The following is a 20,753-nucleotide window of genomic DNA, read 5'->3' as shown; positions in this document are numbered from 1 at the left end:
TCGCCTAGGGGCTATAGCGCAGTTGGTAGCGCGTCTCGTTCGCATCGAGAAGGTCAGGGGTTCGATTCCCCTTAGCTCCACTCACCCTCATCCTCCGGACGACGGTGCCGGCCGGCGATACAGTCGCAGTCGTGCCCGCGCGAGCGCGTGAGAAGAACGGTCATCCGCCGAAGGTGTGCGAGCGCTGTCGGCGGCCGTTCGAGTGGCGCAAAAAGTGGGCCCGCGACTGGGCGAATGTGAAGTACTGCTCGCAGGCATGCAGGCGGGGCGGACCCGGCGACGCGGAACGGCCGCGACTCGCCGGTGCCGAAAGCGAGGTTTACCCGCGAAATCCCAGCTGAGGACTATTCGGCCGGGGTGTATCGGATAAAGCCGCCGACTTCCCGCGATTTGTTCGTTATGGTTTCGTGATGCTTTCGCAGAGATACCGTGATGTGCGTGCGAAGTCGTCGGGATTTGCGGTCACGCTGATCTTGCCCGCCGCTCTCGTCCTGGCCCCGGGTGCGGGCGCGGACCCCAATCCGGCCGGACAACCGGGCCCTCCGGTGGCCGAATCGGCGCCGGTGGCAGATGCTGCCGAGGCTCTGAGCGCGGTTCACGCACCCGCCGGCGCACCCGGGCCTGCCCCCGCGGCCGCTCCTGCGGCCGCTCCTGCTCCGGTGGCCGCTCCTGTTCCGGTGGCCGCTCCTGTTCCGGTGGCCCCCGCCGTGGCGCCGGCGGCCTACTCCGATCCCAGTCCTCGTCTACTCCCGCCCGGTGTGGGTTCCGAGCAGGGTCTGCAGGTCGAGACGATCCGGGTGATGCGGAATGTGTGCGCGAAATTCCCGGAGATCCAGAACATCATCGGCGTTCGGCCGGACTCCAAACCGTGGCATCCGTCGGGCCGTGCGATCGACATCATGATTCCCGACGCCGGCAGTGAGTCAGGCATCGCCCTGGGCGACGCCATCCGCGACTACATGCTGCAGAACGCCGAGAAGTTCGGCGTGATGGACGTGATCTGGCGCGGGACTTACTACACGCCGGCCGGTCCCGGTGGCGGTAACTACGGCCACTACGACCATGTCCACATCACCACCTTCGGCGGTGGTTACCCGACCGGAGCCGAGGAGTACGCCTCCGAGGGCTGACGGTGCGGGAGGTCAGCTTTCCCGCAGCCGACGGGCCAGGCCCTTGTTGATGGCCCTGAGGGTGGTCACCCGCGCGAACTGCTTGTCGTTGGCCGGGATGACATGCCAGCGGGCCTGATCCGAGGACGTCCGGAGGATGGTCTGATCGACGGCGGCGACGTACTCGTCCCAACGTTCCCGGTTGCGGTAGTCCTCTTCGGTGATCTTGTGCTTCTTGTACGGGGTGTCCTCGCGGGCCTTGAAGCGGGCCAGTTGCTCCTCCCGGGAGATGTGCATCCAGAATTTCGCCGTGTAGTACCCACGCTCGACCATCTGGGCTTCGAAGTCGTTGATCTCGTCGAAGGCCCGCTGCCATTCCGACGGACTGGCGAAGCCCTCCAGCCGTTCCACCAGGACCCGCCCGTACCAGGTGCGGTCGAAGATCACGACCTTGCCGGCCGCGGGCAGATCCCGCCAGAACCGCCACAGGTAGTGGAACTTGCGCTCCTCCTCGGTGGGGGCCGCGACCGGGATCACCCGGTAGTCGCCGGCCTCCAGCGCTCCGGTGATGCGACGGATCACCCCGCCCTTGCCGGCGGCGTCCCAACCCTCGAATGCCAGCACCGTGCTGATCCCACGCCGGCGGGCCTCCAAGGACAGCTTCTTGAGCCTGGCCTGCTCCTTGGCCAGCTGCTCCCGGTAGGCCTGCTTGGTCAGCGACTGGGTCAGGTCGGCCCCGGAGAGCACATTGGCTTCGGCGTCGACGTCCCCGAAAACCGATTCCGCCAGCGCGGGTCCCCGGTGCGACGCGTCCTCCTTCAGCCTGGCGTTGAGGGCGGAAAGGATGGTCCGTGCGACCGTGATGTCGCGGTAGCGGGAGTCGGTGGACTCCACGATGGTCCACGGCGCACCGGGTGCGCTGGTCTCACGCAGGATCCGCTCCGCGATGGGCAGTACCGGACCGAGGGTGTCGATCCCGTTCCAGTCGCGCTGGTCGACCTGCCAGCCTTCGTGCGGATCCTTCTCCGCCTTCTTCAGCTTCCTCTTCTGCTCCTTGATCGGGGTGTGCAGGAAGAACTTCAGAATCAGTGCGCCGTCGGCGACCAGTTCGTTCTGCATGTTGGCGATGTGGCGCAGCCAGACGGAGAACTCCGGTTCGCTGATCTCGTCCCTGGCGCGCTGGATCGCCGCCCGCATGAGCCCGCCGACGAAGAAAGCTGCCCGGCCCTTCGGCGGCAACGAGCGCCAGAGGCGCCACAGATGCGGTCGCTGGTACTCCTCGTCGGTGGGGTCGGCGAAGACCCGCGTGTCGGCGTAGCGGGAGTCCATCCACTCGTTGAGCCGGTTCACCAACTCGTTGGCCGCGAGTCGGTCGTCGCCGGCGATCCAGATGATGGCGGGGAACTTCGCGCCGCGGAGGTCGTACTGCGCGTTGATCAGTCCCAGCCGCAAATCGGGGATCGCCGCCTCGTAGTCTTCCCTGCTGACCTTGTTGTTGACTTCGCAGACTTCAAGCATCGCCGGACTCCCTCCGCCCACCGGGTCACCGAAAGGTGAACTTCACCTTCTCATCACCGGAGGGTTCGCGGGGTTTGTTTGCCGCCGTCGGGCGACATGGCTACGTCGCGCTGCGCTCGTCGCTCTCCAGCGCATCCAGAACCAGGATGCGGGCGCCGATCTCCCCGGACGCCGAAAGCGCGTGTTCGGTGCTGCCCTTGCGGAGCAACTCCCTGAGCACCTCGTGGTCGTACTGGGCCGGCGGGGTCGCCTCGATGAAGTCCTCGATGAGATCGACGAAGCGTTCCGGATCGTCGTGGTGGGGGAAATGCCCCGAACCGACGAATATCTCCAGCCGCGAACCCGGCATCGCCGCATGCGCCATGTGGGCGTGGCTGACCGGGATCACCACGTCCTTGTCGCCCCAAACCAATTGCACCGGAATGGATTCGGTCAAATAACATCGGTCCAGCAGGGTGACCACCTGGCCGCGCCAGTCCACCACCGCCCGCAAGGTGCGGGTGAAGGCCGCCGAGGCCGTCGGCTCGGGAAGTTCGGCCAGGATCCGCAGCGCGTTGGGGAGGTCGCGGCCGAGCCCGGTCGACCCGATCACCGTGCCCAGGATGCGTCCCAGCATCTGCAGGGTCGGCAGCACCAGCGGCAACCGCAACACGGCGAGAGCCTCACCGCCGACCGGGAGCGAGGCCGCACGCAGGGCGATGTTGACATCCCTGGTCACCCCGCCGGCGCTGACCAGGACCAGCCGGTCCACCAGGTGCGGGAATTGGTAGGCGAACTGCATCGCGACCCCGCCGCCCAGCGAGTGCCCCACCACGGTCGCCTTCTCGATGCCCAGCACGCTGAGCAGGTCGCGCATGCCGTTGGCGTAGGCGGCCACCGAGTAGTCCGCCCGGGGCTTGTCCGACTGACCGTGGCCGAGCAGATCGGTGGCGACGACGGTGAACCGGCGGGCCAACCTGCCGTGCACCGGCCCCCAGGACGTGGAATTGTCGCCGATGCCGTGGATCAGCAGCAGTGCCGGGCCCGAACCGGCGATCCGGAATGCCCGCCGGTAACCGTGAATGGTGCGGAACTGCAGTTCCGGGATCGGGTCGGTGACATCGACCGGCAGCGGGCTGGGATCGGGATGTGCCATGCCCACCACCTGCCTTTGCACCGTCGGACCTGACCGCCCGCCATCGACGCCGCAATCCTAGGCCCGCCGGGCCGACCCTTCCACTCGGGGAGGCATCGCTACTCGTTGTCGCCGCCGGTGGCCAGCGTCGCCGCGACCGGGGACTCGCTCCGCACCCCGCGGGCAGCCGGCCACACCCAGTCCCGGACCTCCGGGAGATCGTCGCCGTGCTCGCGGGTGTACTCCCGGGCCTCGATGCGCTTGTCCACCATCTGCTGGCGCAGGGCGGCGTAGCGCGAGCCCAGCCCGGGCACCCGGTCGATCACGTCGATCACCAGGTGGTAGCGGTCCAGGTCGTTGAGCATCACCATGTCGAACGGCGTGGTGGTGGTGCCCTCCTCCTTGTATCCGCGGACGTGCACCCGGTTGTCGTTGCTGCGCCGGTAGACCAGTCGGTGGATCAGCCACGGGTAGCCGTGGTAGGCGAAGACGACCGGCTTGTCCGCGGTGAAGTACATGTCGAACTCGCGGTTGCTCAGGCCGTGCGGATGCTCGCCGGCGTCCTGGAGCCTCATCAGGTCCACCACGTTGACGAACCGCACCCCCAACTCCGGGATGTGCCGGCGCAACAGGTCGGCCGCCGCGAGGGCCTCCAGGGTGGGGACGTCGCCGGCACAGGCCAGCACCACGTCGGGGTCCTGACCGTGTCTCTCGGTGCCGGCCCACTCCCAGATGCCCAGTCCCCGGGTGCAATGCGCGACCGCCTCGTCCATGGTCAGGAAGTTGGGATGGGGTTGCTTCCCGGCGACGACGACGTTGACGTACTGGCGCGAGCGCAGGCAGTGGTCGTAGGTGGACAGCAGGGTGTTTGCGTCCGGCGGCAGGTAAACCCGAACCACATCGGCGCTCTTGTTGACCACGTGGTCGATGAACCCCGGGTCCTGATGGCTGAAGCCGTTGTGATCCTGACGCCAGACGTGGCTGGAAAGAAGGTAATTCAGGCTCGCGACCGGGCGCCGCCACGGTATGCCGTTGGTCACCTTGAGCCACTTGGCGTGCTGGTTGAACATCGAGTCGATGATGTGGATGAACGCCTCGTAGCAGTTGAACAGCCCATGCCGGCCGGTCAGCAGGTAGCCCTCCAGCCAGCCCTGCATCTGGTGCTCCGAGAGCATCTCGACGACCCGTCCGGCACGGGCCAGGTGGTCGTCGACCTCGGGGCCGAAGAATTCGGCGTTCCACTGTTTGTCGGTTACCTCGAACACCGGTTGCAGCCGGTTGGACGCCGTCTCGTCGGGTCCGAAGATGCGGAAGTTGTCCGGGTTGAGGCGCACCACGTCGGTGAGCCATTGGCCCAGAACGCGGGTCGCCTCGGCGAACGACGCGCCGGGCGCGGGCACCTCCACGCCGTAGTCCCTGAAGTCCGGCAGCCGGAGATCTCTCAGCAGCAGGCCGCCGTTGGTGTGCGGGTTGTCGCTCATCCGCAGCGTGCCCGCCGGTGCCAGATCGGCGATCCAGTCCTGCAGCCTGCCGTTCTCGTCGAACAGTTCGTCGGCGCGGTAGGAGCCCAGCCATTCGGCGAGCACCTGCAGATGCTCCGGGGTGTCGCGGGCGCTGGCCAGCGGAACCTGATGGGCCCGCCAGGATCCGGTCGTCTTCTTGCCGTCGATGTAGGCCGGCCCGGTCCAGCCCTTGGGATGCCGGAAGATGATCATCGGCCACGCCGGACGGGACTCGTCGCCACCGGCGGCCCGCGCCTTGATGGCCGCGATCTCGTCGAGCACATCGTCGAGCAGTCGGGCGAAGCGGCGATGCGCGTCGAGATGATCCCCGCCGGTTTCCGAGTCCTCCTTCACCTCGAAGAAGTACGGATTGTGGCCGTAGCCGACCATGAGACTGCGCAGCTCGTCTTGCGGGATGCGGTCCAGCACAGTCGGATTGGCGATCTTGTAGCCGTTGAGGTGCAGGATCGGCAGCACGACGCCGTCTTTGGCGGGGTTCATGAACTTGTTGGAGTGCCAACTGGTTGCCAGCGCACCGGTTTCGGCCTCGCCGTCGCCGACCACCGCGGCGACCAGGAGGTCGGGATTGTCGAACGCCGCCCCGTAGGCGTGCGACAGCGCGTACCCCAGTTCGCCGCCCTCGTGGATGGAACCGGGGGTCTCCGGGGCGACGTGCGAAGGGATGCCGCCCGGGAAGGAGAATTGCCGGAACAGCCGCCGCATGCCCTCGATGTCGCGGGTGATGTCCGGATACGTCTCGCTGTAGGTGCCGTCCAGGTAGGCGCCGGCCACCAGGCCGGGCCCGCCGTGGCCGGGCCCGGTGATGTAGACGGTCGATTGGCTGCGTTCCTTGATCGCCCGGTTGAGGTGGGCGTAGAGGAAGTTGAGCCCGGGGGTGGTGCCCCAGTGGCCGAGTAGGCGCGGCTTGACGTCGTCGCGGGACAACGGCGTGCGCAGCAACGGGTTGTCGAGGAGGTAGATCTGTCCGACCGAGAGGTAGTTCGCCGCGCGGAACCAACCGTCGATCTGGCTGACCACCTGGTCGGTCAGCGCGCCGCCTGAGCCGGTGCGCCAGGAACTTTCATCCGTTGCGGCCATGCTTCTCCTTCTCGGTCAACTCTCCTCGATCACGACGGGTTTGACGTTCCAGATCTCGTCGCAGTACTCCGCGATCGGGCGGTCAGAGGAGAACTTCCCACTGCGGGCGCTGTTGAGTATCGACATCCGCGCCCAGGCCTTCCGGTCCTGCCAGGTCCGGTCCACCTCGCCCTGGCAGCGGATGTAGTCCGCGTAGTCGGCCAGCACCAGGAACGGGTCGTGGTCGACCAGGTTGGAGACCAGGGGCGCGAACACCTCGGTGTCGCCGTGCGAGAACCGGCCCTCGGCGATCGCCGAAACAGCTTCCGCCAGTTCAGGATCGGCCGCGACGTAGTCGCGCGGGCGATACCCACCGGCCAGGAGTTCGCCGACCTCCTGCACCGTCAGCCCGAACAGGAAGAAGTTCTCCGGGCCCGCTTCCTCGCGCATCTCGACGTTGGCCCCGTCAAGGGTGCCGATGGTCAGCGCCCCGTTCATCATGAACTTCATGTTGCCGGTGCCGGAGGCCTCCTTGCCGGCCGTGGAGATCTGCTCGGACAGGTCTGCGCCCGGATAGATCAGCTGGCCGTTCTGCACGTTGAAGTTCGGGATGAAGGCCACCTTCAACCGGCCGTTCACCTCCGGGTCGTTGTTGACCGTCTCGGCGACGGAATTGATGAGCTTGATGATGAGTTTCGCGATGAAGTAGCCGGGGGCCGCCTTGCCTCCGAAAATGAAAGCCCGCGGCGCGATCTCGAGGCCGGGATTCGCCTTGAGCCGGTTGTAGAGGGTGATGATGTGCAGCGCGTTGAGGTGTTGGCGCTTGTACTCGTGGATTCTCTTGACCTGGATGTCGAACATCCAGTCCGGGTTGAGTTCGATACCGGTCTTGGCCGCGACGTAGTCGGCGAGACGCCGCTTGTTCTCCCGCTTGACCGCCGTCCAGCGCTGCTGGAACGACGGGTCGTCGGCGTAACGCTCGAGTCCGCGCAGCTTCTGCAGGTCCACCATCCAGCCGTCGCCGATGGTCTGGTCGAGCAACTTGCGCAGTCCGGGGTTGGCCAGACCGATGAACCGGCGCGGTGTCACGCCGTTGGTCTTGTTGAAGAACCGCTCCGGCCACATCTCGTAGAAGTCTTTGAGGATGGTGGTTTTCACCAGTTCGGAGTGCATGGCCGCGACGCCGTTGACGGCGTGGCTGCCGACGGTGGCCAGGTGCGCCATCCGGATGCTGCGGGCGCCGTCCTCGCCGATCAGCGACATCCGCCGGGCCCGTGCGTCGTCACCGGGGAATTTCGCGCGAACCTCGTCGAGGAATCGGCTGTTGATCTCGTAGATGATCTCCAGGTGGCGGGGCAGGAACCGTTCGAACATCTGCAGCGGCCAGGTCTCCAGCGCCTCGGGCAGCAGGGTGTGGTTGGTGTAGGCCATCGTGGCCACGGTGATCCGCCAGGCGTCGTCCCAGCTGAAATCCCGCACGTCGACGAGCAGCCGCATCAACTCCGCCACCGCGATCGAGGGGTGGGTGTCGTTGAGCTGGATGGCAACCTGATCGGGTAGTTGGTGGGCGGTCACGCCGAGGAAGTCCTCCATCAGGTGCAAGACGTCCTGCAGCGAGCACGATACGAAGAAGTACTGCTGCAGCAGGCGTAGCTGTTTGCCGACCTCCGGCTCGTCATTGGGGTAGAGCACCTTGGTCACGTTCTCCGAGATCACCTGGTCCTCGACGGCGCTGTAGTAATCCCCGGCGTTGAATGCTTCCAGGACCAGGGCATTGACGGCATGGGCACTCCACAACGTCAGGGTGTTGCAGGTGTTGACCCCGTAGCCCTGGATCGGCGTGCCGTAGTAGACGCCCTTGACGATCCGCTCCGGATTCCAGCGGACCTGCGGCTCACCGTCGGCGTCGGTGAAGTGCTCGGTATGGCCCCCCCAGCCGACCTCGTAATTCAGTTCCGGTTTGGCGATCTCCCATGGATTGCCGGGCGCTAGCCAGTTGTCGGTCCGCTCGACCTGCCAGCCGTCGCGGATCTCCTGGTCGAAGATCCCGAACTCGTAGCGGATGCCGTACCCGATCGCCGGGCGCTGCAACGTCGCCAGAGATTCCAGGTAGCACGCCGCCAGGCGACCCAGCCCGCCGTTGCCCAGACCGGGTTCCTCCTCGCAGGCGACGACGGTGTCGTAGTCCTGCCCGAGTTCGGCCAGGGCGGCCCGGGCCTCGTCCTCGAGGTCCAGGTTCAGCAGGTTGTTGGCCAGATGCGGGCCCAGCAGGAACTCCGCGGACAGGTAGACGGCCACCTTGCGGGACAGGTCGAGGTAGGTCTGGGTGGTGTCGGTCCAGCGTTTCTGCATGCGGTCGCGTACCGCCAGCGCCAGCGCGTGGTAGTAGTGCTGCGGTTGCAGCAACTGAACCGGGCGGCCCAGGCTGTAGCGCAGATGATCCTCGATGGCCTTGCGCAGCGACGCGGCCGTCATCCCGGTGCGAACCTCTTCGGCGTCCGCCCCGGCCGGTGTGTATACGACTTCGCTCATCCCGCGCTCCCCGATGTGTCCGTGTTTCTGGCCAGGCTTCCCTGTCGCGAGTATGGCACCGGGCCGTGGCGTCGACCTGCCGTTCCGGTAACCGCACGGTGAACGTTCGCCCATCGCACAGCACTCACCCGGGTCCGTGGGCGGTGGCCGGCGGGGGCCGCGGGGTTACCGTGGTCGTGGGGGTCGGACCGCCGACGTAGAGGATGACTGTTGCTCGATCGCATCGCCCGGCTCGCCGTCGCGGCTCCCCGGCGGATCGTCGTCGCCGCCGCACTGCTTGCGGTCATCGTCGGGGCCTTCGGCCTACCGGTCGCCGACAAGCTTTCCCCCAGCGGCTTCCAGGACCCGACCGCCGAGTCGTCCCGGGCGACGCGGATGCTGACCGAGAAGTTCGGCCAGGGCGACGTCCCACTGGTACTTGTGGTCACCGCTCCGGACCGCTACGACAGCCCGCGGGCCCGCGCGGTCGCCACGGAAGCCATCGACCTGCTCAAACGTTCCGGGCACGTCGCCGACATCGACTCGGCGTGGACCGCCGAGGGGCCGGCTGCGGCCGCCCTGGTCAGTGCCGACGAGAAGTCCGGCCTGATCGTGACGGGGGTGATCGGCACCGAGAGCGAGCAGCAGAAGTACACCAAGCAACTCACCGACGCGGTCAGCGGCGAGAGCGGGGGAGTCGTGGTGCGCGCGGGCGGGACCGCGGCGGTGAACCTCGAGATCACCGAACAGTCCAAGCGGGACCTGCTGCTGCTCGAAGCGATCGCGGTTCCGCTCAGCTTCCTGGTGTTGATCTGGGTTTTCGGCGGGCTCTACGCGGCCGCGCTGCCCGTCGGAGTCGGAGTGCTGGCGATCCTGGGCTCGCTGGCCGTGCTGCACGCCGTCACATTCGTCACCGACGTGTCGATCTTCGCGCTGAACCTGACCACCGCGATGGGCCTGGCGCTGGCCATCGACTACACGCTGCTGATGATCAGCCGGTACCGCGACGAGATGGCCGGGGGAGCCCGTCGCGAGGAAGCGGTGGCGACCACCATGGTCACCGCCGGGCGCACCGTGCTGTTCTCGTCGGTCATCGTCGCACTGTCGATGGCGGCGATGGTGCTGTTCCCGATGAACTTCCTGCGCTCCTTCGCCTACGCCGGGGTCGCCACGGTGGCGTTCGCCGCACTGGCCGCTGTCATCGTGACGCCGGCGGCCGTCATGCTGCTCGGCGACCGCCTGGACGCTCTCGACGTCCGCCGCGGGCTGGGCCGGATGCTCGGCCGGCCCGAACCGGCGCCCGTCCCGGTGACACGGCAATTCTGGTACCGCACGACGAAGCTCGTCATGCGCCGGGCCGTTCCGATCGGTCTGGCCGGGGTGGCGCTGCTGACGGTGCTGGGCGCGCCGTTCCTCGGGGTGCGGCCGGGCTTCCCCGACGACCGGGTGCTGCCGAAATCCGCATCGGCCCACCAGGTCGGCGACCTGCTGCGGTCGGACTTCGAGATCGACACCGACTCCGAGGTGCCGATCGTCATCACCGACGCGGCCGGTCTGGCCGGCGCCGAGGTCGAGCGCTACGCCGCGGAACTGTCGCGGGTCGCCGACGTCAATTCGGTGTCGGCGCCCGGCGGTGCCTTCACCGGGGGCCGGCTTGCCGGGCCGCCGGTGGCCGCCACCGGTGAGGAGTCCGGCAGCATCCTGCTGACCGTCGCCAGTTCGGTGCCGCTGTTCTCCGAGGCCTCCGAAACGCAACTGAGCGCACTGCACGCGGTGCCCACACCGAGCGGGCGGACCGTCGAATTCGGCGGCCTCGCGCAGACCAACCGCGACAGCGTCGACGCCATCACCTCGCGGCTGCCGATCGTGCTGGGCCTTATCGCGGCCGTCATGCTGGCATTGCTGTTCCTGCTCACCGGCAGCGTGATCCTTCCGGCCAAGGCGCTGACGCTGAACGTGCTGTCGTTGTCGGCCGCGTTCGGGGCCACCGTGTGGATCTTCCAGGACGGCCATCTGGGTGCCCTGGGCACCACCCCCACCGGCACCCTGGTGGCCAACATGCCGGTCCTGCTGTTCTGCGTGGCCTTCGGCCTGTCGATGGACTACGAGGTCTTCATGGTCTCCCGGATCCGGGAGTTCTGGCTCGCGTCCGGGCGGACGTCCTCCGACAACGACGAAAGCGTGGCCCTGGGCCTGGCGCACACCGGCCGGGTGATCACCGCCGCCGCGCTCATCATGACCATCACCTTCGCCGCGCTCATCGCCGCCAAGGTGGCGGTGATGCGGTTGTTCGGGGTCGGCTTGACCCTTGCCATCCTGGTGGACGCCACCCTGGTGCGCCTGGTCCTGGTGCCCGCGTTCATGCATGTGATGGGCCGGTGGAACTGGTGGGCGCCGGGTCCGATGCGCCGCCTGCACGACCGCTTCGGCATCAGTGAGGCGGGCAGGCCCGGATGACGCCGCTCACTGCTGTGACACTTCGATGACACGGGTGCCGATCACCTGGGCATTCGAAGGTCCCCGGAGTTGCGGGCGTGGCGATCCGGACATACTGGTCAGATGACGAGCAAATCCCCGCCCGGCGCGGCCGGACCCGTCAGCGTGGTCGCCGGGGTCCAGGGCGCCCTGCCGGCGCTTCGCTTCAGCCAGGAGGAGATCGCCGAAGCCTTCCTGACCCTGCCCGCCATGGCGGAGCACGGGGAGATCGTCCGACAGATGCACCGCGCGGCGAAGGTCGGACACCGCAACCTGGTGCTGCCACTGGAGCGGTACCGGACCCTGACCGACTTCGGCGAAGCCAACGACATCTACATCGAGAACGCCGTGGAACTCGGCTGCGCCGCGGTCGGCGCCGCACTCGACGAGGCGGGCCTGGGTCCCGGCGACGTCGACCTGATCATGTCCACCACGGTGACCGGCATCATGGTGCCCTCACTGGAGGCGCGGGTGGCCCAGAAACTGGGACTGCGGGCCGATGTCCGGCGGGTGCCGGTGTTCGGCCTGGGCTGTGTGGCCGGCGCGGCCGGGGTGGCCAGGCTGCACGACTATCTGCTCGGCGCCCCCGACTCCGTGGCCGTGCTGCTGTCGGTGGAGTTGTGCTCGCTGACCTTCCCGGCGGTCCAGCCCACGGTGGCCGGATTCGTCGGGACCGCACTGTTCGGCGACGGGGCGGCGGCGGTGGTCGTCGTCGGCGAACGCCGGGCCGCCCGGATGGGCGTCACCGGCCCGGCTGTCCTCGACAGCCGAAGCCATCTCTATCCCGGGTCGCTGCGGACGATGGGCTGGGACGTCGGCGCCTCCGGTCTGCAACTGGTGCTCTCACCCGACGTGCCCGAGGTCGTCAGCCGGCACCTGCCCGGCGACATGTCCGCCTTCCTGGCCGGCCACGGCCTCACCGTCGACGACATCGGCACCTGGGTGAGCCACCCCGGTGGGCCGAAGGTCATCGAAGCCATCGTCTCCAGCCTCGGTCTGCCCGACGACGCCCTGGAGCTCACCTGGCGCTCGCTGGCCGACGTCGGCAACCTGTCTTCCTCGTCGGTCCTGCACGTGCTGCGTGACACCATCGCCAAGGGATCGGTACCCGGGCCGGGTGTCATGATGGCCATGGGGCCCGGGTTCTGCTCGGAACTCGTTCTGATGCAGTGGGATTGACGCAACTGTGGGATTGACACTGTCGTGAACTGGTACGTCCTATTAGTCGCGTTGGTCGGCGTCGAGCGCCTGGCCGAACTCGTCGTCGCGCGGCGCAATCTGGCGTGGAGCCGTGCCCGTGGCGGCGTGGAGTTCGGGGCCGGGCACTACCCGGCCATGGTCGTGCTGCACACCGGGCTGCTGGTTGGCTGTCTGGTCGAGGTTTTCGCACTGCACCGGCCGTTCACGCCGGCGCTGGGCTGGCCGATGCTGGCCGTGGTCCTGGCCGCCCAGGCGCTGCGCTGGTGGTGCATCAGCACCCTCGGCCGGCAATGGAACACCCGGGTGGTCGTCGTTCCCGGCGCCGAGCGCATCACCGGCGGCCCCTACCGGCTGATCCCGCACCCCAACTACGTCGCCGTGGTGGCCGAGGGCATCGCGCTGCCCCTGGTGCACGGCGCCTGGATCACGGCGGCGGTCTTCACCACGCTCAACGCCCTTCTGCTCGCCAAGCGCATCGGCGTCGAGAACTCGGCGCTCGCGAGGTTGGCATGATCGACCTGCTGGTCGCCGGCGGCGGGCCGGCCGGACTGGCCACCGCGATCCACGCCGCCCGCGCCGGCCTGGAGGCCGTCGTCGTCGACCGCCGCCGCGGCCCCATCGACAAGGCATGCGGCGAAGGCCTGATGCCGCATACCGTCAAACAGCTCACCGGCATCGGTGTCCCGTTGCGCGGCAAGCCTTTCCGGGGCATCACCTACCTTGACGACCGCCGCCGCGTCCCGGCTTATTTCCGGTCCGGAACGGGGCTGGGGGTTCGCCGCACCGTGCTCCACGAGGGTCTGCATGACACCGCGACGGCGTTGGGCGTCCGCATCGTCGCGGGTGAGATCGGTGCCGTCCACCAGGATGCGACGTCGGTGCGCTGCGGCGACCTGGAGGCCCGTTATCTGGCCGCCGCCGACGGCTTGCATTCCCCGATCCGGCGGTCCCTGGGCCTGAACCGTCCCGCGACCGCCCGCCGCCGGTGGGGCATCCGGCGGCACTACGGGATCGCGCCGTGGAGCGACACCGTCGAGGTGTACTGGGCCCGTGACACCGAGGCCTACGTCACCCCGGTTTCCGACGAGACCGTGGGCGTGGCGATCCTGACCTCGCGGCAGGGCAGGTTCGGCGATCTTCTCCTCGACTTCCCCGCGCTGGCGGCCCGACTCGGCGATGCGGCCCACGGTCCCGACCGGGCCGCCGGTCCGCTGCGCCAACGGGTGCGCGCCCGGGCCTCGGGCCGGGTGCTGCTGGTGGGGGACGCCGCCGGTTACGTCGACGCGCTCACCGGCGAAGGTCTCGGCATCGCCTTCGGCGGCGCGGAACTGGCGGTGAAGTCCGTGCTGGCCGAGACCCCCGGCGACTACGACCGGCAGTGGCGGGCGATGTCCCGCCGCTACCGGCTGCTCACCGCCGGACTGCTGCAGGCCAGCGGGGTGCGGGGGGTCCGTGCGGCGATCGTGCCGGCGGCCGGTGCGCTGCCCGGGGTGTTCGGCGGAATCGTGAATCTTCTGGCTTACTAGTCTGGTGAGCCGACGATGACTCCAGAGCGGGAGGAACCCCGGCCCGGGGAGAGCCTGGCCGGGATCGGCCTGTTCGCCGACTGCTCGGCGGAGCAACTCGGACCCGTCGCCGAACGGCTGCGGCCGCTTCGGGCCGAGCGGGGTCAGGTGCTGATGCGGCAGGGGGAGGAGGCCGACTTCTTCATCCTGATCCAGTCCGGCCGGGTCGAGGTCAGCCATGCCAACGACGACGGCACCGTGCTCGTGGACGAGGCCGCGGCCGGGGTCATCGTCGGTGAGATCGCCCTGCTGCGCGACCGGCCCCGCACCGCCACCGTCACCGCAACGGAGGCGCTGACCGGGTTCGTCGGCGACGAGAAGGCCTTCGTCGCCATGGTCGACCTTCCGGGGGTCAGCGAGCGGATGCTGCGCTTCGTCCGTCAGCGCCTGGCCGCGTTCATCACCCCCGTCGCGGTGACTCTCGAGGACGACACCGAGGTGCTGCTACGTCCCGTGCTGCCCGGCGACAGCGAGCGCCTCAACCACCCGACGGTGGAGTTCTCCAGCGAGACGTTGTACCTCCGGTTCATGTCGGCCTCGGCGCCCAGTCCGTCGCTGGTCAACTACCTGGTCCACGTCGACTACGTCGATCACTTCGTCTGGGTGCTCGTCGACGGCGTGGACGGGCCCGTCGTCGCCGACGCGCGGTTCGTGCGCGACGTCGGGGATCCCGCGGTGGCCGAGATCGCGTTCATCGTCGCCGACGAATACCAGGGCCGTGGGATCGGCGGCTTCCTGATGGACGCGGTCACCGTCGCGGCGCGCGTCGGCGGCGTGCAGCGGTTCACCGCCCGCTGCCTGGCCGAGAACCACGCGATGCGGGCCATCCTGGAGCGCTTCGGTGTGGAGTGGGAGCGCGACGAACCCGGTGTGGTCACCACGGACTTCGAGGTGCCGACCATCGAACGACTACGCATCGACCAGAGGATGGTCGACGAGATCCGATCCATGACAAGGGAAGTCGTCCGCGCCTCCGGGGGCGAATACTCCAGACGGGATTCGACATCGCCGCCGACTCGGCGGCGGTGATCGGCCGGTTGACCGCCGTTGCCGGTACATTAACCCCGATGTTGTCCCCCAAGCCCATCGCGGTGTGCGGCTGTGTTGCCGCGCTCGCCGGTTGCGGCAAGCCGGCGCCGGCGGCCGACATCGGCGGGATCACCGATCTGAAGTCGAGCTTCGGCAAGCAGTTCTCCGTCACCGAGGTGCCCCCGACCGGTATCGACCCGAAGTTCCTCACCGGCCAGAAGCTGCCCGACGGGGTGAAGTTCGAGCCCGCCGACTGCGCGAAGTTCGCCACCGGCCAACTGGTGCCCCCCGGCACCGAGGGCAACATGGCGGCGGTCTCCGCGGAGGGCGAGGGAACCCGCTTCATCGTGATCGCGGTGCAGACCAACGCCCCCGTCCCGGTCGCCGAGCCGGGCGACGACTGCCGCAGGGTGACGTTCGGCGGCGGGGCCGTGCGGGGCACCGTCGAAGCGGTGGAGGTGCCGAAGATCGACGGCGCCACCACCATCGGGGTGCACCGGGTGGTGCAGACGCTGGCGACCGACGGCAAGCCCCGCACCGGCGAGGTGTTCAACTACTCCGCGCACTTCGGCGACTATCAGGTGATCGTCTCGGCCAATCCCCTTGTGCTGCCTGATAAGCCGACGGCCCCGGTGAACACTCAGCGCGCCCGCGACCTGTTGATCGCCGGTGTCAACGCCGTCCGGAAGTAGAGCCGCCTGTGACTGAAACGGTGCTGGGCGTCGACTCCGAGGTCGGAACACTGCGCACGGTCATCCTGCACCGCCCCGGTGCGGAGTTGAAGCGACTCACCCCCCGCAACAACGACGCCCTGCTCTTCGACGGGCTGCCCTGGGTGGCCCGGGCCCGGGAGGAGCACGACGCCTTCGCCGCCCTGCTGCGGTCGCGCGGCGTCGAGGTGCTGCTGCTGGCCGATCTGCTCACCGAGGCGCTCGGGTCCGGCGCCGCCCGGATGCAGGGCATCGCCGCCGCTGTGGATGCGCGCCGGCTGGGACCGCACCTGGCCGAGGAGCTTTCGGCCCACCTGCGGGGTCTGGAGCCCGACGAGTTGGCGCACGTGCTGATCGCGGGCATGACCTTCGCCGAACTGCCGGCGGATGCGGGCGGGGACACCTCCCTGGTGCGGCGGATGCATCAGGGCGGCGACTTCGTCATCGACCCGCTGCCGAACCTGATGTTCACCCGCGACTCGTCGTTCTGGATCGGCCCCCGGTTCGCGATCACCGCACTGGCCCTGCCGGCCCGTGCCCGGGAGACCTCGCTGACCGACCTGATCTACGCCCACCATCCGCGATTCCGCGGCGTACGCCGGGCCTACGAGTCCCACACCGCGCCGGTCGAGGGCGGCGACGTTCTGCTGTTGGCGCCGGGCGTGGTGGCGGTCGGGGTGGGGGAGCGCACCACCGCGGCCGGTGCGGAGGCGTTGGCGCGCAGCCTGTTCGACGACGAGCTGGCCCACACCGTGCTGGCCGTCCCCATCGCCCAGCAGCGCGCCACGATGCACCTCGACACCGTGTGCACCATGGTCGACGTCGACGCGGTGGTGATGTACCCGGCGGTGCGGCATTCGCTGTCGGCCTTCACCATCACCCGGGCTCCCGGCGGGGTGCGGATCCTCGACGAGCAGCCGTTCGTCGACGCCGCCGCGTCCGCGATGGGGATCGACCGTCTCCGGGTGATCGACACCGGACTGGACCCGGTCACCGCCGAGCGTGAGCAGTGGGATGACGGGAACAACACCCTCGCCCTGGCGCCGGGGGTGGTCGTCGCCTACGAACGCAACACCGAGACCAACTCCCGGTTGGCCGGGGCCGGCATCGAGGTGCTGCCGATCGCCGCGGCGGAGCTGGGGACCGGGCGCGGCGGGCCCCGGTGCATGTCCTGCCCGGCGGCGCGGGATCCGCTCTGACTCAGCGCCAGCTCGGCAGCCACATCTGGAGGTCCCAGGTCGATTGCGACACCGGTAGCCCGGTCAGCACCGGGAACAGCCAGGCGAAGTTGGTGATCGCCAGTGCCAGGTACATGCAGACCACCAGGATGCCCAGAGTTCGGCGCTCCGGGTTGCGGGTCGGCTGGTAGAGGATGTCGCCGAGGATCAGCGCGATGGCCATCATCAGGAACGGCGCCAACGGCACCGCGTAGAAGAAGTACATCTGCCGGTCCATGTTGGCCATCCACGGCAGCCAACCGGCCAGATAGCCGACCAGCACCACGGCGTAGCGCCAGTCGCGTCGCACCACCGCCCGCCAGGCCGCGTACCCCAGCACCGGGACCGCCACCCACCACATCGTCGGGGTGCCTACCAGCAGCACCGCCTTGACGCACGACGCGGCGCCGCAGCCCGGAACGTCGTTCTGGTCGATGGCGTAGAGCACCGGCCGAAGCGACATCGGCCAGGTCCACGGCTTGGACTCCCACGGGTGGTGGTTGCCGGCTGAGTTGGTCAGCGTCGAGTGGAAGTGGAAGGCCTTGTAGGTGTAGTGCCACAGCGACCGCACGGCGTCCGGCGGTTGCCACCACTGTCGCTCGCCGATCGACTGGCCGACCTCGTGCCGGTTGACCGCGGTCTCCGAGGCGAACCACGGCGCGTAGGCCAGTAGGTAGAGCCCGAACGGGATCAGGCCCAACGCATAGGCGGCCGGTCCGGCGTCGCGTCGCAGCACCCCGGACCACGGGCGCGCCACCCGGTAGGCCCGCCGCGCGGCGACGTCCATGCCCAGCGTCATCAACCCGAAGAAGGCGATGTAGTACAGCCCCGACCACTTGGTGGCGAAGGCGAAACCCAGGAGGACCCCTGCGCCGAACCGCCACCACCGCACGCCGAGTCTCGGGCCCCAGGGGGTTTCGTCGATGCGACCCTCCATGAGGGCGGTGTGCATCCGGGCGCGGACCTCGTCGCGGTCGACCATCAGGGCGCCGAACGCCCCGACGATGAAGACGGTCATGAAGATGTCCAGCAGGGCGGTCCGGGCGGCGACGAAGCTGACCCCGTCGGCCACTATCAGCAGCCCGGCCATCGCGCCGATCACCGTCGAGCGGCTGATCCGCCGCACGATGCGTGTCACCAGCACCGCCAGGACGGCGCCGAACACCGCCGCGGTGAACCGCCAGCCCAGCCCCGTGTAGCCGAACATCGCCTCGCCGACGGCGATCAACTGCTTGCCCAGCGGCGGGTGCACCACCAGGCCGAAGCCGGGGTTGTCCTCCACCCCGTAGTTGTGCAGCAGCTGCCAGGCCTGCGGGGCGTAGTGCTTCTCGTCGAAGATCGGGGTGCCGGCGTCGGTGGGCGAGCCCAGGTTCATGAACCGGGTCAGCACCGCCAGTGCGCCCACCACCGCCGCCGCCGCCCAGCCCTGCAGTCGATCGGTCGGCCCGAAGTCGGCCACCGGCACCAGGGGGGCGGGGCTGACGACGGGGACGTCGCGCGCGGGCGCGTCGAGGTCGTCAGCCGTGATGGTCATCAGCGCAATCGTAGGCTGAGAGCGATGAGCACCGGCCGACTACTCCTGGGCGCCACGCCGCTGGGCCAGCCCGCCGACGCGTCGAAACGGCTGGTGGCCGCACTCGCCGACGCCGATGTCGTGGCCGCCGAGGACACCCGCCGGGTACGGGCCCTGGCCGCCTCGCTGCAGGTGACCATCGGCGGGCGGGTGGTCAGCCTGTTCGACCAGAACGAAGCCGCCCGGGTCCCCGCCCTGGTGGCCGACGTCGCCGCGGGCTCGACGGTGCTGGTGGTCAGCGACGCCGGGATGCCGCTGATCAACGATCCCGGCTACCGGTTGGTGTCGGCCTGCATCGACGCGGGGCTGCCGGTTCACTGCCTGCCGGGGCCCTCTGCGGTGACCACCGCGCTGGCCGTCTCCGGGCTGCCCTCGGACCGGTTCTGCTTCGAGGGCTTCGCGCCGCGCAAGCAGTCCGCGCGGCGGACCTGGCTGGCCGGTCTGGCCGGGGAGGCGCGCACCGCGGTGTTCTTCGAGTCGCCGCGGCGACTGGCGCAGTGCCTGGACGACGCCGTCGAGCAGTTGGGCGAACACCGCCGTGCGGTGGTGTGCCGGGAACTGACCAAGACCCATGAGGAGGTCCGCCGCGGAAGCCTCGGCGAACTGGCCGCCTGGGCGGCCGGCGGGGTGCTCGGTGAGGTCACCGTGGTGCTCGCCGGCGCGACGCCGGTGGCCGATCTGGATTCGCTGGTGGCCGAGGTGCTCTCCCTGGTCGACGAGGGAATGCGGGTCAAGGGCGCCTGCGCGGCGGTGATCGACGCGAACCCCGGTTCCCCCTCGCGCCGCGAACTCTACGAGGCCGTGCTGCGGGCGCGCGAATGATGACTCCGGCCCACGATCGGCGCCGCCTTGTCGAGGCATTCCTGCCACTCGGCATCCGGGTCCGAGTCGGCGGTGATGCCGCCGCCCACCCCCAGCACCGCCCGGCCGGCCGGGTCGAACTCCACGGTGCGGATCGCCACGTTCAGCTCGCAACCGGCTAGCGGTGAAGCCATCCCGACGGTACCGCAGTAGACGCCGCGCCGGTGCGGTTCCCACTGTGAGAGCAGTTGGCAGGCACGGCTTTTCGGCGCACCTGTGACCGAGGCGGGCGGGAACGTCGCGGCCAGTAGGTCGGCATTCGGCACATCCAGGGGCACCTTCGCCGACACCGTCGACACCAGATGCCACACCCCGGGGGCGGGCCGCACCGCCAGCAATTCCGGGACGGTCACCGACCCGGTGCGCGCCACCCGGCTCAGGTCATTCCGCACCAGGTCCACGATCATCACGTTCTCCGCCACGTCCTTGGCCGAGGCGCGCAGCAGTTCCGGGTCGGCTTGCAGCGGCAGGGTGCCCTTGATCGGGCTGGAACTGACGTCCTCGCCGACCCGGCGCAGGAACAGTTCCGGTGACAGCGACACCACCGCCCCCCAGTCGCCGGCCAGGTAGGCGGCCCGGGCCGGCGTGGTGCGTGCCACCGCGTCGGCGAAGAAGTGCAGCGCCGAGCCGCTGGCGTCGCCGGTGAACCGGGTGCAGACGCAGGCCTGGTAGACCTCGCCTGCGCTGATGGCCTCCAGACAGGCCAGCACACCGCGCCGGTGCTCGGCGGAATCGGGACGCTGCCAGCTGACGTCGCAGCTGCCATCACCGCCCCCGGATTTCAGCGCTGCGGTGATCCAGTCGGGAAGCCTTGCGCCGGTGAGGGTTTCGTACCACCACACGTTGTCGCTGTCGAGCCGCAGCACACAGTCGGTCCACCCGCCGGCGGCCTCCGGGATCCGCGGCGGGGTGCCGTCGGAGCCGGGGTGGGGGTAGGACAGATAGCCCATCCAACCCCCTCCGACGGCATCGGTTCTCCCGCCGGGCGCAACGTCGAACACCGCTGCGGGGTCGATCGGATCCACGGCCAGGGACGGGGCGATCACCGCCTTCGAGCCGAACCACTCGCCGATCAGGGCGGCCGGGGGCGGTAGGCCGCCACGGCGGGCGCCGTCGTCCACCGCCCGAAGTACGTCGGCGGGCGATCCCAGGTTCTGTATTCGCTCGGCCCGCACCGGACTAGCTTGCCCTCCCCGCGAGCAGACGCAAAGTGCGCCGACACGCCGGGCGTGTGGGGAACTTTACGTCTGCTCGCGGGAAGGAGGGGGGGAAGGAGGGGGGGAAGGAGGGGG

At 69.0% G+C, this 20,753-nt stretch carries 16 protein-coding genes and 1 tRNA gene; 11 read left to right on the top strand and 6 right to left on the bottom strand.

Annotation, left to right across the window (positions count from 1 at the left end):
* The first annotated feature begins 7 nt into the window (after window positions 1-7).
* From ADBZ5U_RS03660 to ADBZ5U_RS03650, 3 genes are all read left to right on the top strand, one after another.
* A tRNA-Ala gene (locus ADBZ5U_RS03660) sits at window positions 8-80 on the top strand.
* Between the two features lie 24 nt (window positions 81-104).
* Complete coding sequence (locus tag ADBZ5U_RS03655) at window positions 105-341, top strand: DUF2256 domain-containing protein (RefSeq protein ID WP_526262475.1); 237 nt, start codon at window positions 105-107, stop codon at window positions 339-341.
* A 336-nt stretch (window positions 342-677) separates the two neighbouring features.
* On the top strand, window positions 678-1,130 hold the full coding sequence (locus ADBZ5U_RS03650; RefSeq protein ID WP_526262473.1) for a VldE C-terminal domain-containing protein: 453 nt from the start codon (window positions 678-680) through the stop codon (window positions 1,128-1,130).
* A gap of 12 nt (window positions 1,131-1,142) precedes the next feature.
* On the opposite strand, the gene pap is transcribed toward ADBZ5U_RS03650, so the two are convergent.
* The 4 genes from pap to ADBZ5U_RS03630 form a co-directional block, all read right to left on the bottom strand.
* Window positions 1,143-2,627, bottom strand: a complete 1,485-nt coding sequence (gene pap, locus ADBZ5U_RS03645; protein ID WP_526262471.1) for a polyphosphate:AMP phosphotransferase — start codon at window positions 2,625-2,627, stop codon at window positions 1,143-1,145.
* Between the two features lie 100 nt (window positions 2,628-2,727).
* Entirely contained in the window at window positions 2,728-3,762 is a 1,035-nt protein-coding gene (locus ADBZ5U_RS03640; RefSeq protein WP_526262469.1) for an alpha/beta fold hydrolase, read from the bottom strand.
* 98 nt (window positions 3,763-3,860) lie between these two features.
* Window positions 3,861-6,341, bottom strand: coding sequence for a phosphoketolase family protein (locus ADBZ5U_RS03635; RefSeq protein ID WP_526262467.1), 2,481 nt, complete (start codon window positions 6,339-6,341; stop codon window positions 3,861-3,863).
* Between the two features lie 15 nt (window positions 6,342-6,356).
* Window positions 6,357-8,852, bottom strand: a complete 2,496-nt coding sequence (locus tag ADBZ5U_RS03630) for a glycogen/starch/alpha-glucan phosphorylase (RefSeq protein WP_526262465.1) — start codon at window positions 8,850-8,852, stop codon at window positions 6,357-6,359.
* 210 nt (window positions 8,853-9,062) lie between these two features.
* On the opposite strand from ADBZ5U_RS03630, the gene ADBZ5U_RS03625 reads away from it, so the two are divergent.
* The 7 genes from ADBZ5U_RS03625 (at window position 9,063) to arcA (ending at window position 17,009) form a co-directional block, all read left to right on the top strand.
* Window positions 9,063-11,288: an MMPL family transporter gene (locus tag ADBZ5U_RS03625; protein ID WP_526262463.1), complete on the top strand. Its 2,226-nt coding sequence runs from the start codon at window positions 9,063-9,065 to the stop codon at window positions 11,286-11,288.
* A gap of 102 nt (window positions 11,289-11,390) precedes the next feature.
* Window positions 11,391-12,485 carry a type III polyketide synthase gene (locus ADBZ5U_RS03620; RefSeq protein ID WP_526262461.1) on the top strand — a complete coding sequence of 365 codons (1,095 nt, stop codon included), beginning with the start codon at window positions 11,391-11,393 and terminating at the stop codon, window positions 12,483-12,485.
* A gap of 24 nt (window positions 12,486-12,509) precedes the next feature.
* Complete coding sequence (locus ADBZ5U_RS03615; RefSeq protein ID WP_526262459.1) at window positions 12,510-13,019, top strand: isoprenylcysteine carboxyl methyltransferase family protein; 510 nt, start codon at window positions 12,510-12,512, stop codon at window positions 13,017-13,019.
* Window positions 13,016-14,032 (top strand): NAD(P)/FAD-dependent oxidoreductase, encoded by a 1,017-nt coding sequence (locus ADBZ5U_RS03610; protein WP_526262457.1) that lies wholly within the window; start codon window positions 13,016-13,018, stop codon window positions 14,030-14,032. Before ADBZ5U_RS03615 ends, ADBZ5U_RS03610 begins: the two co-directional genes overlap by 4 nt.
* A 15-nt stretch (window positions 14,033-14,047) precedes the next feature.
* The gene (gene pat / locus ADBZ5U_RS03605) at window positions 14,048-15,100 is read left to right on the top strand and encodes an acetyltransferase Pat (RefSeq protein WP_526262455.1); all 1,053 of its coding nucleotides are present in this window, start codon (window positions 14,048-14,050) and stop codon (window positions 15,098-15,100) included.
* 38 nt (window positions 15,101-15,138) lie between these two features.
* Window positions 15,139-15,792: a DUF5642 family protein gene (locus tag ADBZ5U_RS03600; protein WP_526262453.1), complete on the top strand. Its 654-nt coding sequence runs from the start codon at window positions 15,139-15,141 to the stop codon at window positions 15,790-15,792.
* Between the two features lie 20 nt (window positions 15,793-15,812).
* Complete coding sequence (gene arcA / locus ADBZ5U_RS03595) at window positions 15,813-17,009, top strand: arginine deiminase (RefSeq protein WP_526262491.1); 1,197 nt, start codon at window positions 15,813-15,815, stop codon at window positions 17,007-17,009.
* Between the two features lies 1 nt (window position 17,010).
* Here arcA and ADBZ5U_RS03590 read toward each other — a convergent pair whose 3' ends face one another.
* Entirely contained in the window at window positions 17,011-18,561 is a 1,551-nt protein-coding gene (locus tag ADBZ5U_RS03590) for a dolichyl-phosphate-mannose--protein mannosyltransferase (protein ID WP_526262451.1), read from the bottom strand.
* Between the two features lie 24 nt (window positions 18,562-18,585).
* On the opposite strand from ADBZ5U_RS03590, the gene rsmI reads away from it, so the two are divergent.
* A complete protein-coding gene (gene rsmI, locus ADBZ5U_RS03585) occupies window positions 18,586-19,422 on the top strand; it encodes a 16S rRNA (cytidine(1402)-2'-O)-methyltransferase (RefSeq protein WP_526262449.1) in 837 nt (278 codons plus the stop codon).
* Here the strand turns inward: rsmI and ADBZ5U_RS03580 are convergent.
* The gene (locus tag ADBZ5U_RS03580; protein ID WP_526262447.1) at window positions 19,392-20,636 is read right to left on the bottom strand and encodes an aminodeoxychorismate synthase component I; all 1,245 of its coding nucleotides are present in this window, start codon (window positions 20,634-20,636) and stop codon (window positions 19,392-19,394) included. The genes rsmI and ADBZ5U_RS03580 overlap by 31 nt on opposite strands.
* Window positions 20,637-20,753 lie beyond the last annotated feature (117 nt).

It is taken from the genome of Mycobacterium sp. (genome assembly GCF_040398885.1).
In the GTDB taxonomy this organism is placed as follows: domain Bacteria; phylum Actinomycetota; class Actinomycetes; order Mycobacteriales; family Mycobacteriaceae; genus Mycobacterium.
Note: the sequence above shows the minus strand (reverse complement) of the source record. Positions and strands in the feature narration are given on the sequence as shown.